This is a genomic window from Halobacillus alkaliphilus (assembly GCF_900113125.1).
In the GTDB taxonomy this organism is placed as follows: domain Bacteria; phylum Bacillota; class Bacilli; order Bacillales; family Halobacillaceae; genus Halobacillus; species Halobacillus alkaliphilus.
In genome coordinates, this window is the sequence record NZ_FOOG01000026.1 from 1 (window position 1) to 14245 (window position 14245).

At 42.5% G+C, this 14245-nt stretch carries 12 protein-coding genes, 10 tRNA genes and 2 rRNA genes; 20 read left to right on the forward strand and 4 right to left on the reverse strand.

Annotated elements, in window-relative coordinates:
• The 13 genes from BMZ06_RS13415 to rocF all read left to right on the forward strand — a co-directional run.
• Positions 1-134: ribosomal RNA gene (locus BMZ06_RS13415) — 23S ribosomal RNA — on the forward strand; the annotation flags it as partial.
• Between the two features lie 94 nt (positions 135-228).
• Positions 229-342: ribosomal RNA gene (rrf, locus tag BMZ06_RS13420) — 5S ribosomal RNA — on the forward strand.
• A gap of 39 nt (positions 343-381) precedes the next feature.
• Positions 382-456: transfer RNA gene (locus BMZ06_RS13425), tRNA-Asn, on the forward strand.
• Between the two features lie 3 nt (positions 457-459).
• A tRNA-Thr gene (locus BMZ06_RS13430) sits at positions 460-531 on the forward strand.
• A gap of 20 nt (positions 532-551) precedes the next feature.
• A tRNA-Glu gene (locus BMZ06_RS13435) sits at positions 552-626 on the forward strand.
• A 6-nt stretch (positions 627-632) separates the two neighbouring features.
• Positions 633-708 (forward strand) — tRNA-Val (locus tag BMZ06_RS13440).
• Positions 709-725: 17 nt separating this feature from the next.
• Positions 726-801 (forward strand) — tRNA-Thr (locus tag BMZ06_RS13445).
• A 20-nt stretch (positions 802-821) separates the two neighbouring features.
• Positions 822-907, forward strand: a tRNA-Tyr gene (locus BMZ06_RS13450).
• 123 nt (positions 908-1030) lie between these two features.
• A tRNA-Gln gene (locus BMZ06_RS13455) sits at positions 1031-1105 on the forward strand.
• A gap of 324 nt (positions 1106-1429) precedes the next feature.
• Positions 1430-1502 (forward strand) — tRNA-Lys (locus BMZ06_RS13460).
• Positions 1503-1540: 38 nt separating this feature from the next.
• Positions 1541-1615, forward strand: a tRNA-Gly gene (locus BMZ06_RS13465).
• Positions 1616-1618: 3 nt separating this feature from the next.
• Positions 1619-1691, forward strand: a tRNA-Ala gene (locus tag BMZ06_RS13470).
• Positions 1692-1902: 211 nt separating this feature from the next.
• Positions 1903-2805 (forward strand): arginase, encoded by a 903-nt coding sequence (gene rocF, locus BMZ06_RS13475; RefSeq protein WP_089752570.1) that lies wholly within the window; start codon positions 1903-1905, stop codon positions 2803-2805.
• Positions 2806-2829: 24 nt separating this feature from the next.
• On the opposite strand, the gene BMZ06_RS13480 is transcribed toward rocF, so the two are convergent.
• Positions 2830-3003 carry an aspartyl-phosphate phosphatase Spo0E family protein gene (locus BMZ06_RS13480; protein WP_089752572.1) on the reverse strand — a complete coding sequence of 58 codons (174 nt, stop codon included), beginning with the start codon at positions 3001-3003 and terminating at the stop codon, positions 2830-2832.
• Between the two features lie 160 nt (positions 3004-3163).
• Between BMZ06_RS13480 and sigW the strand changes: the two genes are divergently transcribed.
• The 6 genes from sigW (at position 3164) to glmS (ending at position 10084) form a co-directional block, all read left to right on the forward strand.
• Positions 3164-3727 carry an RNA polymerase sigma factor SigW gene (gene sigW / locus BMZ06_RS13485; RefSeq protein ID WP_089752574.1) on the forward strand — a complete coding sequence of 188 codons (564 nt, stop codon included), beginning with the start codon at positions 3164-3166 and terminating at the stop codon, positions 3725-3727.
• 13 nt (positions 3728-3740) lie between these two features.
• On the forward strand, positions 3741-4403 hold the full coding sequence (locus tag BMZ06_RS13490; RefSeq protein ID WP_089752576.1) for an anti-sigma factor family protein: 663 nt from the start codon (positions 3741-3743) through the stop codon (positions 4401-4403).
• A gap of 158 nt (positions 4404-4561) precedes the next feature.
• The gene (gene cdaA, locus BMZ06_RS13495; protein WP_089752578.1) at positions 4562-5371 is read left to right on the forward strand and encodes a diadenylate cyclase CdaA; all 810 of its coding nucleotides are present in this window, start codon (positions 4562-4564) and stop codon (positions 5369-5371) included.
• On the forward strand, positions 5364-6320 hold the full coding sequence (locus tag BMZ06_RS13500) for a CdaR family protein (protein ID WP_089752579.1): 957 nt from the start codon (positions 5364-5366) through the stop codon (positions 6318-6320). Before cdaA ends, BMZ06_RS13500 begins: the two co-directional genes overlap by 8 nt.
• A gap of 136 nt (positions 6321-6456) precedes the next feature.
• Positions 6457-7809 (forward strand): phosphoglucosamine mutase, encoded by a 1353-nt coding sequence (gene glmM / locus BMZ06_RS13505; RefSeq protein WP_089752581.1) that lies wholly within the window; start codon positions 6457-6459, stop codon positions 7807-7809.
• A gap of 472 nt (positions 7810-8281) precedes the next feature.
• Positions 8282-10084, forward strand: a complete 1803-nt coding sequence (gene glmS / locus BMZ06_RS13510) for a glutamine--fructose-6-phosphate transaminase (isomerizing) (RefSeq protein ID WP_089752583.1) — start codon at positions 8282-8284, stop codon at positions 10082-10084.
• Positions 10085-10148: 64 nt separating this feature from the next.
• On the opposite strand, the gene BMZ06_RS13515 is transcribed toward glmS, so the two are convergent.
• Positions 10149-10418, reverse strand: a complete 270-nt coding sequence (locus BMZ06_RS13515) for a phospholipase (protein ID WP_089752586.1) — start codon at positions 10416-10418, stop codon at positions 10149-10151.
• A gap of 389 nt (positions 10419-10807) precedes the next feature.
• Here BMZ06_RS13515 and trxB point away from each other — a divergent pair, with 389 nt between their 5' ends.
• The gene (gene trxB / locus BMZ06_RS13520; protein ID WP_089752588.1) at positions 10808-11761 is read left to right on the forward strand and encodes a thioredoxin-disulfide reductase; all 954 of its coding nucleotides are present in this window, start codon (positions 10808-10810) and stop codon (positions 11759-11761) included.
• A 408-nt stretch (positions 11762-12169) separates the two neighbouring features.
• Here the strand turns inward: trxB and BMZ06_RS13525 are convergent, their stop codons facing one another.
• On the reverse strand, positions 12170-13330 hold the full coding sequence (locus BMZ06_RS13525) for a M24 family metallopeptidase (protein ID WP_089752590.1): 1161 nt from the start codon (positions 13328-13330) through the stop codon (positions 12170-12172).
• Between the two features lie 137 nt (positions 13331-13467).
• The gene (locus BMZ06_RS13530) at positions 13468-14178 is read right to left on the reverse strand and encodes a GntR family transcriptional regulator (protein ID WP_089752592.1); all 711 of its coding nucleotides are present in this window, start codon (positions 14176-14178) and stop codon (positions 13468-13470) included.
• Positions 14179-14245 lie beyond the last annotated feature (67 nt).

Genomic DNA, 14245 nt, shown 5'->3' on the forward strand with positions numbered 1-14245 from the left:
CCCCCCTTGAGATGAGATTTCCCCTTACGCCAAGTAAGTAAGATCCCTCAGAGACGATGAGGTTGATAGGTCCGAGGTGGAAGCGTGGTGACACGTGGAGCTGACGGATACTAATGGATCGATGACTTATCTATCCTTTAATAAAGAAGTCGGAAGAGACGTTCGCTCGTCCGATGGTTGAATGATTGCCTTATCCAGTTTTGAGGGTTTACCTCAAACTGTATATGATGTGGTGGTGAAGGCGAAGAGGTCACACCTGTTCCCATGCCGAACACAGAAGTTAAGCTCTTCAGCGCCGATGGTAGTCGGGTCGATCCCCGTGAGAGTAGGACGCCGCCACGTCATTTCCCTTATACTTAGCATCTCGAAGCTTTATATTATTCCAACGTAGCTCAGTGGTAGAGCAATCGGCTGTTAACCGATTGGTCGTAGGTTCGAATCCTACCGTTGGAGCCACTTGCTTCCATAGCTCAGTGGTAGAGCACTTCCATGGTAAGGAAGGGGTCGCCGGTTCAAATCCGGCTGGAAGCTCTCAGAAGTAATCGTAAGAAGGCCCGTTGGTCAAGTGGTTAAGACACCGCCCTTTCACGGCGGTATCACGGGTTCGAATCCCGTACGGGTCACCAATTGATGGAGGATTAGCTCAGCTGGGAGAGCACTTGCCTTACAAGCAAGGGGTCGCAGGTTCGATCCCTGCATCCTCCACCATTTTAATTTCATAATTAGCCGGCCTAGCTCAACTGGCAGAGCAACTGATTTGTAATCAGTAGGTTGGGGGTTCAAGTCCTCTGGCCGGCACCACTAAATGTTTTGACTAACGTGGAGGGATAGCGAAGTTGGCCAAACGCGGCGGACTGTAAATCCGCTCCCATCGGGTTCGTAGGTTCGAGTCCTACTCCCTCCACCATTTATTTTAGTTGTTAGAGCATGGTCGATTGCTGATAGTACATAAATCAGCATATTTTTATGAGAAAATATATACCTTTATGTATATTATTAAATTCAATGACCATACTAACATTGTACTCGTTGGGCCATAGCCAAGCGGTAAGGCAACGGTTTTTGGTACCGTCATGCGCTGGTTCGAATCCAGCTGGCCCAGCCATTTAATTCCTTCATTAATTGACGGGATTTTTTATTTTTCAATACATAAGCTCTATGTCTGTAGTTTATCGGCAGCATAAGCGGGGGTATGGATAAATAATTCGGTTTGCAAGTTATTAACTCATAGAGAGCAAAATTTACTATGAGAATTCGCAAATGATATAAAATCTCATTCTAATTTGGGAGCCATTAGCTCAGTTGGTAGAGCAAGCCTACTACTTGAATAGCCATCTTCGCAGGCTTGCGAGGAGTGAGGCTTCTTAGGGTAAACTTGCAACACGACGAGCATCTTTCGAACTCATAATAAGATCTTAATTAACATTGGGAGCCATTAGCTCAGTTGGTAGAGCATCTGACTTTTAATCAGAGGGTCGAAGGTTCGAATCCTTCATGGCTCATTCCTTCAATACTTTAATTTTGGGACCGTTCTACTGATGCGGGAGTAGTTCAGTGGTAGAACACCACCTTGCCAAGGTGGGGGTCGCGGGTTCGAATCCCGTCTCCCGCTCCATATGGGGCCTTAGCTCAGCTGGGAGAGCGCCTGCTTTGCACGCAGGAGGTCAGCGGTTCGATCCCGCTAGGCTCCACTTACAAGATTAAGAATGTATTACGAAACTGACATCTATTACTGATGTCAGTTTTTTAGTTTCAGCCAAAACTTGCACGCAAGGTAAGTAATCATGCATGTGTCCCTCTTTTATGATGCCTATAGCCGCATATATATACACTAAGATGTCTAGTTGAGTCATTTATCAAAAAAAGGATACAATTAGAGTAGTGAATAAAGGAGGAAAATAAATGAATAAACAAATTTCCGTAATCGGGGTACCAATGGATTTGGGCCAAATGAGAAGAGGCGTCGATATGGGGCCGAGCGCGATTCGATATGCAGGTATGAGAGAGCGCTTAGAACAATTAAAATATGACATAATAGATTTGGGAGATATTGATATTCCTTTACCTCCTCAAACAGGAAGCGAGAAACTTGATAATTTAAGAAACTTGAATGAAATTTCTGAAGGCAGCCAAAGTTTAGCTGAAGAAGTAGATAAAGTGGTGGAAGAAGGACGCTTTCCGCTGGTATTGGGCGGGGATCACAGTATAGCTATGGGAACTTTAGCAGGTATTGCCAAACACTACGAGAATTTAGGAGTTATTTGGTATGATGCGCATGGTGATTTAAATACGGCTGATAGTTCACCTTCCGGTAATATTCACGGTATGCCTTTAGCTGTAAGCCTGGGAATCGGACATGAGAAGCTTACAAGTATCCATGGTTATGAACCTAAAATCAAGCCCGAAAATGTTGTCATTGTGGGAGCGCGTTCATTAGATGAGGGTGAGCGTGAGCTCATTAAGGAACGTGGGATTAAAGTTTATACCATGCACGAAGTAGACCGTATGGGCATGACTAAAGTAATGGAAGAAAGTGTAGAATACTTAAAAGGGCGTACGGATGGTGTTCACTTAAGTCTTGATCTTGATGGATTGGATCCTCACGAAGCGCCTGGAGTCGGTACACCTGTAATTGGTGGACTAAGCTATCGAGAAAGTCATTTAGCTATGGAGATGCTTTATCAGTCAGAAATGATTACTTCTGCGGAGTTTGTGGAAGTTAACCCGATTTTAGATGAAAAAAATAAGACCGCAAGTGTCGCAGTCGGTTTGATGGGGTCTTTATTTGGAGAAAGTTTAAAATAAGAATTTTATTTTCAGCAATCTGTCTCAGGCAGGTTGCTGTTCTTTTTGTTTAAGGTTTTCATATTGGTTCATAAGTTCGTCCAAACGAATACTCATCTGCAGGACCTCTTTAGATGTTAATGAGTTCTTTCTCGCTGCCCTGCTCATTTCTTCACGGCACATTTCAATTTCATTAATTAAAAATATTTCCTGTTCCATGGAACATTCCTCCTATGTAAGTTTTTACATTTACTCTCTTATAACCCATACTAATAGAAGTTAAACTTATAAAAAGATATATTTTTATATAATTTTTGAAACTTAGCCCTGAGGTCATCCGTAAAGGATATCGACCGCAAGTAAAGCGGAGGTATAGCAGATGGAATCCATGATTAAACAGAAAATTAAAGAAGTGAAAAAAGGGGACCAATCAGCGTTTGAAGATATCGTATCTTTTTACCAGACTAAAGTGTACCATATTTGTTTACGTATGGTTGGGAACGCCTATGAAGCTGAAGATCTTGCACAAGAAGCCTTTATCCGTGCTTATACAAATATCCATACGTTTGATGAGAAAAGGAAATTTTCAACTTGGTTATATAGAATTGCAACCAATTTGACAATCGACCGAATCCGTAAAAAGAAACCGGATTACCACCTCGATGCTGAGGTCAGAGGAACGGATGGACTGGATATGTATTCTCAATTGGCAGCTGACCAGGCTTTGCCGGAAGAAGAGGTAGAGAGCCTTGAACTTCAGAGTTATATCCATAAGGAAATATTGGCCTTGCCGCCTAAATACCGTAGTGTGATCGTATTACGTTATTTAGACGAGTTAGCACTTCAGGAAATCGCAGAAGTGCTGGACATCCCCGTGGGTACAGTTAAGACCAGAGTTCACCGCGGCAGGGAAGCATTGCGCAAAAGGCTTCGCCATGTGTAAAGGAGTTGAGGGAATGAATTGTAAAAAAGAAGCTATTTCACTCATGCATAAATATTTGGATGGAGAGCTAAATAGAGAAGAAGAGAGACGACTGCGAAACCATCTGCAAACCTGTGCGTCCTGTCAAAATCATTTCCATGAATTAAAGCGTTCGATTACGCTTATAAAAAATACAGGTCCTGCCTCGGCACCGAGTAACTTTACTGCAAACGTAATGAGCAGCCTTCCTAAAGAGAAAAAGCGGAAGAACTATATTCGAGCCATGCAGCGTCACCCGATTTTAACAGCTGCAGCCGTATTTTTCATTCTTATGTTCAGTGGCATTTTTTCCGCTTGGAATCAGGATCACCACGTAACGGTGTCTAAACAGGAAAATCTGGAGATCAGGGATCATACCGTAATCGTTCCTGAAGGTGTCACGATTAACGACGATCTGGTCGTCCGGAATGGAGATTTGAAAATTCTTGGAAAAATAAATGGTGATGTTACCATCATTAATGGAGACATTATAAATGGAAAGCCAAAGGGTGACATCGAAAATAATTTAGATTCATCTACCCTCCGTGCCTATACGGGTGAATTGACCGAGGTCAATCAAATTTATGAGTGGGTATGGTACCAAACGAAGCATATAGTTTCTGATCTCTTTTCGTTTGAAGAAGATCAGGAGGAATAAAAACCAGGGTGAACTTACACCCTGGTTTTTTTATACTAAATTGTTTGTTTGAATTGAATAATGCTTCTCATATTCCGATAAATAGAAGTGTGATATAATAATACAGGTAAATTTTTTCTAAAAATTGCTTGATTTTAAAATTAAAAGGAAGTGTAGGCATGCTTGATGGGGGATTTGATGTATTAGATTATTTCTTGATTACGGTTGATATCGCCCTTGTCTGGTTTGTTGTATATAAATTAATCATGCTGATCCAGGGGACGAAAGCCGTACAGCTGCTAAAAGGTATATTCGTTATTCTGGGTATATGGTTATTGAGTAATTTATTTGGACTTACCACGTTAAGGTGGTTAATGTCCCAGGCCATTACATGGGGTTTTCTAGCTATTATTATACTTTTCCAGCCCGAACTCCGACGTGCATTAGAGCAATTGGGAAGAGGGAGCTTCTTCAGCAGAAACTCCTCCGAAGAGGATACAACGGAAAAATCAATCCAGGCTATAATCAAATCATGTAATTATATGGCTAAACGCCGTATAGGAGCCCTTATAACAATTGAAAGGGACACGGGAATGGGAGACTACGTTGAAACGGGGATTCGCATTGGCGGCCACCTTTCAAATGAGTTACTGACCAATATATTTATCCCTAACACTCCGCTTCATGATGGCGCCGTAATACTTAAAAATGATGAAATTGTCGCAGCTGCCTGCTACTTGCCGTTGTCTGAAAGTCCTTTTATTTCGAAGGAGCTTGGGACAAGGCACCGGGCAGCAATGGGGATCAGTGAGGTTACCGATGCATTAACCATCGTGGTTTCTGAAGAGACTGGAGCGATCTCCTGTACAAAAAACGGGGAACTTCACAGAAACCTCGACCAGGAAAAACTGGAAGAAATCCTCCGGACGGAGCTTGACTATTCCTCCGCAGTGAAGACCTGGAACTGGAGGGGGAAAAAGAATGGATAATTGGTTGAAAAGTATTTGGTTCATCCGAATTATTTCCTTGATTCTGGCAGGTTTACTATGGATTACAGTGAATGTAGATAATAATATGGATTCTGATTCTTTGTTTTTTAATGAAAATTCCTCTGATATGGAGACAATGGACAATATTCCACTTGAGATCCGATTCGACAGTGAAGAATATGTAGTAAGTGGCTTGCCTCAAGAGGTCTCCGTGACAGTGGAAGGTCAGGCTAGTGTAGTTACTCCTGTAGTACGCCAGAAAAACTTCACGGTCTTTGTGGACTTAAACGGATTAGGTCCTGGAGTGCACGAAGTCTCTCTACAGCATTCAGGGATATCGAATCAACTGTCTGTTTCTCTCGAACCTAAAACGATTGAAGTTACTATTGAAGAAAAAGTCAGTGAGGATTTCGAAGTGAAGGTTGATTACTTGAATGAAAGCAGACTGGACAGTGAGCTCGTGCTAGAAGAACCAACGGTACAACCGGAAATGGCAACCATTACGGGATCAGCTTCTGTGGTAGATCGAGTGGCGTCTGTGAAAGCTGTAGTTGATGTTGGATCAGCTCAGAGTTCACTTGAAGATCTGGAAGCACCCGTGAAAGTCTATGATGAACAAGGCAACGAACTGAACGTGCTGGTCGATCCTACAACGGTTAAAGTAAATGTTCCACTATCCAAAAGGAAAAAAGAAGTTCCTGTACAGGTTACACCAAAAGGCGGGGCTCCTGAGGGTGTGGTGGTCAATTCAGTAACTACTTCTACAGAAACAGTTACGTTGTACGGTCCAGAAGATGTCTTGGCGGTTATCAATAAGCTGGAGGAAATCCCAGTAGATATAACGGAAGTTACGGAAGATCAGACACAGGAAGTGGATATCCCGGTTCCAAACGGGGTTACCTCTGTGGAACCAGAAAAGCTTGAAGTAGAAATAGATGTGGAAGAATGAAATGGTAATCACCTACAATAAAAGTTTTCGCGGAATCGTTTAATCATAGCGCAGATTAATAAGGGTTCTTTCCTGCGATCACAATAAATGCAGCTAAATAACAAACAGTTTCACTTTAGAAAGAGAGGTTTTATTTATGGGAAAATATTTTGGTACAGACGGGGTCCGTGGTGTTGCTAATAAAGAACTGACCCCGGAACTTGCATTTAAACTCGGGCGATATGGAGGTTATGTACTAACAAAAGAGGTTACCAAGCCTAAAATCCTTATAGGGCGTGATACGCGTATCTCAGGAGAGATGCTGGAAGGTGCTCTTGCTTCTGGCTTGCTGTCCATTGGCGCGGAGGTTATGCGTTTGGGCGTCATCTCTACTCCGGGGGTAGCTTTCTTAACAAAGGCGCTTCAGGCAGAAGCGGGAATTATGATTTCTGCTTCTCATAATCCTGTGGAGGATAATGGGATTAAATTCTTTGGACCAGATGGTTTCAAACTAACAGAAGCTCAGGAACAAGAAATTGAAGAGCTGATTGATGGGGAAACAGATACACTTCCACGTCCGTCCGGTTCTGATTTAGGTCAAATAAACGACTATTTTGAAGGTGGACAAAAGTATTTACAGCACCTTAAGCAGACAGTCGATTACGACTTTGATGGACTGCATATTGCATTAGACTGCGCGCACGGTTCTACCTCTTCCCTTGCTTCTCATCTATTTGCTGATTTAGAAGCTGATATCTCTTCTATCGGAGCATCACCAGATGGGCTGAATATTAACGAAGGTGTAGGTTCCACCCATCCTGAAAAGCTTCAGGAACTGGTTAAGGAAAAAGGAGCGAATATTGGTCTTGCTTTTGACGGAGACGGAGACCGGTTAATTGCAGTGGATGAAAAGGGAAATATTGTGGATGGCGACCGCATTATGTATATATGTGCTCAGTACATGAATCAGAGTGGAACACTTACTCATTCAACAGTCGTTTCAACGGTTATGAGTAACCTTGGATTCTACAAGGCGTTAGAATCCAAAGGCATGAAAAGTGATAAAACCGCGGTAGGCGACCGTTATGTAATGGAAGAAATGCGCCGCGGCGGCTATAACCTGGGCGGTGAACAATCAGGCCATATTATTTTCCTCGATCATAATACAACTGGCGACGGGCTGCTTTCTGCACTCCAGCTTGTTAATGTTATGAAAGAGACCGGCAAGCCTTTGTCAGAGCTTGCCGGTGAAATGGAGAAATTTCCACAAGTGCTTAAGAATGTGAGAGTCATTGATAAAAATAGAGTACAGACTCATCCTCGTGTTCAAGAAGCCATTCAGGCAGTAGAAGAAGAAATGGGAGACAGCGGACGGGTGCTGGTCCGCCCTTCAGGTACTGAACCGCTTGTTCGGATTATGGTCGAAGCACCAACTGAAGAACAATGTGAAACTTACGTGAATAAAGTAGTTAAAGTAGTAGAAGAAGAATTGGGTATGAAGGAAGAATAAGGACAAGATGCAGGATGCACGTACGTGCATCCTGTGCATACTATATAGCGTGGTTTTCAAGACCCTCATAATAAAGATTGACCTGCAAATAAAAGTTCAGGTAAAATAAAAGCTGGCCTATAAAAATAAGTTTACAGCAGTTTTGTTTTGGTAATGTAAGTTAAAGGCCTTATTCAAGCATAGAAAAGGAGAGAAGAAGGAATTAATTGAAAAGCGCCAGGACTGTGCGCTGAAGTAGCAGCACAGTTGACGAGGAGGAGGTTCATCGAACGTTCGGCGGATGCCTCCCAGTTGCCGCACTCAACTGGAAGTTCAAAGCTTAAACCAAAGAGGCGACTCTTTGCTCAAATCCTTTGAACAAAGTGCTGAAAAATAAAGAAATGTAACGGGAGAGGGGCAGCGAATCAGCCCCTGAAGTAGATTGACGCTCATTCGTTGCCCTTACTCCATAACCTGAGGAGGACAACAATTTATGTGTGGAATTGTAGGATATATAGGACAAGAGGATACGAAAGATATATTATTGAATGGTCTTGAGAAGTTAGAATATCGCGGGTATGACTCTGCAGGGATTGCCACTTTGAACAATGATGGTGTGAACGTATTTAAGGTAAAGGGCCGCATTGCTGCTTTAAGAGAAGCTGTTGATGAAAATAATAAAGCTACTCTTGGAATCGGCCACACCCGCTGGGCAACACATGGTGTGCCAAGTCGTGAAAATGCTCACCCGCACCAAAGTGTTTCTGAGCGATTCACTATTGTTCATAATGGTGTTATTGAAAACTATATTGATATTCGTGATGAGTATCTGGCTAATGTGAATATGAAGAGTGAGACGGATACAGAAATCATTGTCCAGCTTATCGAAGTATTAAATGAGCAAATGGACGATGTAGCAGCTGCTTTTCGTAAGGCAGTAGAATTACTATCCGGATCCTATGCTATCGCTTTAATTGATCGTGAGAACAGAGATACGATTTATGTAGCTAAGAATAAGAGCCCATTGTTAGTTGGTCTTGGTGACGATTTCAATGTTGTTGCCAGCGATTCTATGGCTGCATTACATGTGACGGATCAATTTTTGGAGCTGATGGATAAAGAAACGGTTATCGTTCAAAGGAATAGCGTAGAAATTCAAAAATTGGACGGTACTACTGTAACACGTGAACCATTCACAGCAGAACTGGATGCTACAGATATAGAAAAAGGGACATACCCGCACTTTATGCTTAAAGAAATTGATGAACAGCCATTCGTTATTCGTAAAATCATTCAAGAATATAAAAATGAAAATGATGAAATCAAGCTCGACCTTGATATTCGTCAGGCTATGAAAAATTGTGACCGCATTTATATCATTGCCGCTGGAACGAGTTACCACGCAGGACTTCTTGGAAAACAATTCATTGAGAAATTAGCGAATATTCCAGTAGAAGTTCATGTGGCCAGTGAATTCTCTTATAACATGCCGCTTCTCTCTGAAAAGCCTTTATTCTTGTTTATCTCTCAAAGCGGAGAAACAGCGGATAGCCGCTCTGTACTTGTCCAGATAAAAGAACTTGGTCATCCAGCGTTAACGCTCACAAACGTACCTGGATCCACCCTTTCCCGGGAAGCAAATTATACAATGCACCTGCATGCAGGGCCTGAAATTGCAGTTGCATCAACAAAAGCTTATACAGCACAAATGGCCGTCCTGGCTATCCTTGCGGTTGATACCGCACGTGCTAAAGGTCTTGAGCTCGAGTTTGATCCAATGCAGGAATTAGGAATTGCTGCCAATGCTATGGAGGCTTTAACGGATCAGAAGGAAGAACTCGAGGAATTGGCTCGCGAATACCTTCCGACTACACGTAATTGCTTCTTCATCGGTCGCAGTGTCGACCATTATGTAGGACTTGAAGGTTCCTTGAAATTAAAAGAAATATCTTATATTCAAGCGGAAGGTTTTGCCGGCGGTGAATTGAAGCACGGAACCATCGCACTAATTGAAGATGGAACCCCTGTCATAGCCCTTGCCACTCAGGAGAACGTTAATTACTCTATCCGTGGTAACGTCCAAGAGGTTGAAGCTCGTGGGGCAAACAGCTTAATTATAAGTATGAAGGGGCTGGATAAAGAAGGAGATGCATTTGTCATTCCTCATGTCCATCACCTTCTTACACCGCTTGTTTCTGTTATTCCTCTGCAGCTAATTTCTTATTACGCCGCGCTTCATCGCGATTGCGATGTTGATAAGCCTCGTAACTTAGCTAAGAGTGTGACCGTAGAATAATATACGCGTTAAAAGACATAAAGACAGTTGAGTTTTAATACTCAGCTGTCTTTTTTGATGAAATTTAAAACGCGCAGGTGAAAAGACGCTGCATTTTCATGTATTTGTACATCATTCGTGCGTGACGGCCTTCAACCGTATAACGGTTCTGCAGCTGCTCTAATTGACGAATAAAAGCTATGTCACATTCACAATAATTCCCATAATACCTGTAACATTCATCGTGAACCTTGCAGGCTGCATCAACTGCGTTGACCGGCGTCCCCGGCCCACTGCATCCCGGCCCGCAGTATTTATATCCCGGGAATAAACATAAGGGGTTATAGCGCTTCATTTTACTTCCTCCTGCTCCATAAAAGCTAAACCGTGCGTATGACAGCATGTGCTATATCATATGATCCTTCTGCTATTTAGTCTCTTCATCAGCCCAAGGAGGAATGTTTATGTAAAATGTAAAGATAAGGAGCGTATCGTAAGAATTTCTAGAATTCCTCGAAAGGGTTGTTAAAAATTTTAATGGAGCGGGTATGGTCTAATAGGCAGCTTTGATAAGATCTGAATCAGAATTAAAAGAAGTTCTGCTTGATCTCCTTTCATTTTAACTACTTGCAAATTGATCAAGATGACTGCATACGATGAAACAAGGATTAAAAAAGTGAATGAGGATGCCTAAAACAGGTTATACCACTAAGAGCGGATATTATATTGTAAGGAGGAATCAATATGGCTTATAAATCAATTATATTAGGAACCGGTCCAGCAGGGTTGACAGCTGCTGTCTACTTAGCTAGAGCGAATATGGAGCCCCTTGTTATTGAAGGTCCAGAACCAGGAGGACAGCTTACGTTAACGACAGAAGTAGAGAACTTTCCGGGATTTCCTGATGGAATCATGGGACCTGAACTAATGGATAATATGAAGAAACAGGCGGAACGTTTTGGTGCTACTTTTAAACGAGGCTGGGTTACGGATGTCAATGTGGATCAACGTCCTTTTAAATTAAACGTAGATGGCTTGGGTGAACTAGAGACGCAAACCCTCATTATATCTACAGGGGCGTCTGCTAAACTGCTTGGCATCCCGGGAGAAAAGGAAAACATCGGCAAAGGTGTAAGTACCTGTGCTACGTGTGACGGCTTCTTTTTCCGTAATAAAAAAGTGGTCATCGTTGGGGGCGGCGATTCCTCAATGGAAGAGGCTACGTTCTTGACTAAGTTCGCTAGTGAAGTGCAGGTCGTGCATCGCCGCAATGAATTGCGTGCGTCGAAGATTATGCAGGAGAGAGCGAAAAACAATGATAAGATCACGTGGGCTCTTAACAAAACACCAATAGAAATGATTTCAGATGGAATGAAAATTACAGGTTTGAAAGTGAAAGACAATGAAACAGAGGAAGAGGAAGTAATTGAAACAGACGGAATTTTCGTAGCCATTGGACATAATCCAAATACCGAATTCTTAAAAGGTAAGTTGGACATGGATGATAAAGGCTATCTTTTAGTAGAGCCCGGTACAACCGATACAAATATCCCCGGCGTATTTGCCTGCGGTGATGTACAGGATCAGAAATACAGGCAGGCAGTTACGGCAGCAGGTACAGGTTGTATGGCTGCTATGGACTCTGAGCGTTTCCTTGAAGGAGAAGCCGTCATTGACTGGAGTCAAAACTTATCATAAAACCAAAAAACCACCTTTTACTGCGTACAAGTAAAGGGTGGTTTTTTTATGGATCTGTTAAACGTTGTGGTTAAACTTCACCGGCAAGTTATTCCACTAACGAGTCGGTTACTATAAGACTCAGTTTCGAGATATTGGTTGGAGAAAGGGGCTCCAGGGAACGGCTCGCTTTCCGCGGCCCTGCACGACGCAGGGTCGTTCGACCCTACGTCGTGTAGGGCCATAGGAAAGCGAGTTATTTCCCCACCAACCCTCTTCCACATAGAGTAATGGGCCCAACTATCTCGAAACTGAGTCTTACACAAACGGGAGCTTTATTGTAATAAGCAATTCGGAAAATGATTAGAACAATTAATAAAAGCCTCAACTTCCCAAATCAAAGGGAGGTTGAGGCTTTTAAGTGAAAAATTATTTGAGTAAACGATGCTCAAAAGGAAAGTCAGAGAAATTTTCTACGCCATCTTTCGTTACGAGAAGCTGTTCCTCTAATTTGACTCCTTCTTTGCCACCAGGAGAGCCAATATAACTTTCTACAGAAAGTACCATATTTTCTTGAATGACCCCATCATATCCTTTTTCTTCGAAGTCCTGCGGATAAACAATATAAGGATATTCTCCGCTTAAGCCGGTACCATGAGCAACAGTAAAGTAACGATTTGGAAAGAACTCATCCGGAATCTTCCAACTTTTTTCAGCATACTCTCGGAAGGTCATACCTGGTTTTAATAAGTCAATATTATACTGGATCTGCTCATAAGCGGTCTGATACAAGCGTTTCTGCTCGTTTGAAGGTTCGGAATCCCCGCACAGAAATGTCCGGCTAATATCGGTGAAAAAACCGAAGGGACCATTCATATCTGTATCAAAAGCAACAAGTTCCCCGTCATTAATCACCTTGTCACTGCATTCTTGGAACCATGGGTTCGTACGGTTTCCAGAGCTTAGAAGGCGTGTTTCCACATAGTCCCCTCCCTGAGCAATGTTTACCTGGTGAAGGTGGGACCACAGTTCATTTTCAGTAATTCCAGGTTCAAGAGCCTGCTGCATACGGATCATACCTTCTTCTGCCGTACGAACAGAAATTTTCATTGCTTCGATTTCCTGCTTGTTTTTAATACTTCGGGCATGCTCAATTGGTTCCTGCCCGTCGCGGACGTCTATTCCTTGTTTGGCAAGCTCCACAGCTCCTACAGATGGGATATAGTCGACAGCAAGTTTCTTGTTAGAACCTGCATGCTGAGCCATCAAATCAGCAATTTCTTTTGCCCATTCTTTCGCATTATCATAAAGATTCTCACCGGAGGCTACATAAGATAGAGTGATGGCTGGTCTAACTTCATCAATGGTTTCCAGTCCTTCTGAGAGATGTTCACAATTAGGGAAATCGAACAGTGTAATAGGTCCCTCTGTTGGAATGAATACATAGCGGCCTGGATTCCTCAGCATAAATACTTGCATGTTCCTGCTGCCTGTCGCATAACGCAAGTTCACTGGATCGAAAATGACGATACCTCCGTACCCTAGCGCTTTTAGTTGGTCACGAACACGGCCAAGCCTATATTGACGCATACGGACAAGGTCAATCTGAGTTTTATCATGTCGGTTACTCGTCAGTTTAGAGATAATAATTCCTCCTCATTCACGTTTGTGTATTAACTAACATATTACAATAAGGTTTAACTTATTGCAATAGGTGATAAGGAGACCTAGCTGCCAATTTCTACTTTATAATTAAAGCCGGAAGGAATGTATTTAGTGCGGCTGTATTCAATAGGCTTAGATCCGCTTCCTGTTGTTGTACGTTCAATATCGATGAGAGCTTCTCCGGGAATGATCCCTAATACATCAGCTTCAAACGAAGTGGCATTAGATGCAGATACATCTTCTTGAATATTCGTATAAAAAATTCCTTGTTGTCCTAACCTCGGAAAGATATCAAAGGACGTATCTATGTCATTTTCAATAGTTTTACCGATAGAGTAGGGAAGAAACAATTGTTGGTATGCAATTGGTTTTCCATCAGCTAATCGGATTCTTTCAATCAGAAACATCTCTTCCTCTTCCGTTAACTCGAGGGAACTACGGGCGTGGAGCGCATAAGAAGCTTTACCGGAGCGGATTACTTTTATAGAGAAGTGGGTCCCTTTTTCATGATGGAGCACGCCGGGATTTACTCCTTCTTCTGGAGGGATCGTGCGCACTTTAGCAGGGGCTCCTCTACGAGTTTCCAACACGCCGTTCTGGACGAGTTCCCGTATCGATTGCCTAATCGTGGTACGGCTTACGTTGTACATTTCAATCAGCTGACTTTCAGAAGGAATGGCATCTCCTGGTTTCCATAGCCCATTTTTCACGTTGTGGATCATTTTATTTTTAATTTGAATATATAAAGGCAGTTTTCTTTGGTTATCGGCCATGATAAAAGACTCCTTCAAAATAGATTAAATCGTTAGCTCTTGTTTTTATTTTAAAGGAGCTCGTGTA

What these genes read in the sequence shown, in the direction of transcription:
- sigW (WP_089752574.1), top strand. Translation starts at nt 3,164, where the DNA reads ATGGAATCCATGATTAAACAGAAAATTAAAGAAGTGAAAAAAGGGGAC.
- cdaA (WP_089752578.1), top strand. Translation starts at nt 4,562, where the DNA reads ATGCTTGATGGGGGATTTGATGTATTAGATTATTTCTTGATTACGGTT.
- BMZ06_RS13490 (WP_089752576.1), top strand. Translation starts at nt 3,741, where the DNA reads ATGAATTGTAAAAAAGAAGCTATTTCACTCATGCATAAATATTTGGAT.
- BMZ06_RS13530 (WP_089752592.1), bottom strand. Translation starts at nt 14,178, where the DNA reads ATGGCCGATAACCAAAGAAAACTGCCTTTATATATTCAAATTAAAAAT.
- glmM (WP_089752581.1), top strand. Translation starts at nt 6,457, where the DNA reads ATGGGAAAATATTTTGGTACAGACGGGGTCCGTGGTGTTGCTAATAAA.
- BMZ06_RS13525 (WP_089752590.1), bottom strand. Translation starts at nt 13,330, where the DNA reads ATGCGTCAATATAGGCTTGGCCGTGTTCGTGACCAACTAAAAGCGCTA.
- glmS (WP_089752583.1), top strand. Translation starts at nt 8,282, where the DNA reads ATGTGTGGAATTGTAGGATATATAGGACAAGAGGATACGAAAGATATA.
- rocF (WP_089752570.1), top strand. Translation starts at nt 1,903, where the DNA reads ATGAATAAACAAATTTCCGTAATCGGGGTACCAATGGATTTGGGCCAA.
- trxB (WP_089752588.1), top strand. Translation starts at nt 10,808, where the DNA reads ATGGCTTATAAATCAATTATATTAGGAACCGGTCCAGCAGGGTTGACA.
- BMZ06_RS13500 (WP_089752579.1), top strand. Translation starts at nt 5,364, where the DNA reads ATGGATAATTGGTTGAAAAGTATTTGGTTCATCCGAATTATTTCCTTG.
- BMZ06_RS13515 (WP_089752586.1), bottom strand. Translation starts at nt 10,418, where the DNA reads ATGAAGCGCTATAACCCCTTATGTTTATTCCCGGGATATAAATACTGC.
- BMZ06_RS13480 (WP_089752572.1), bottom strand. Translation starts at nt 3,003, where the DNA reads ATGGAACAGGAAATATTTTTAATTAATGAAATTGAAATGTGCCGTGAA.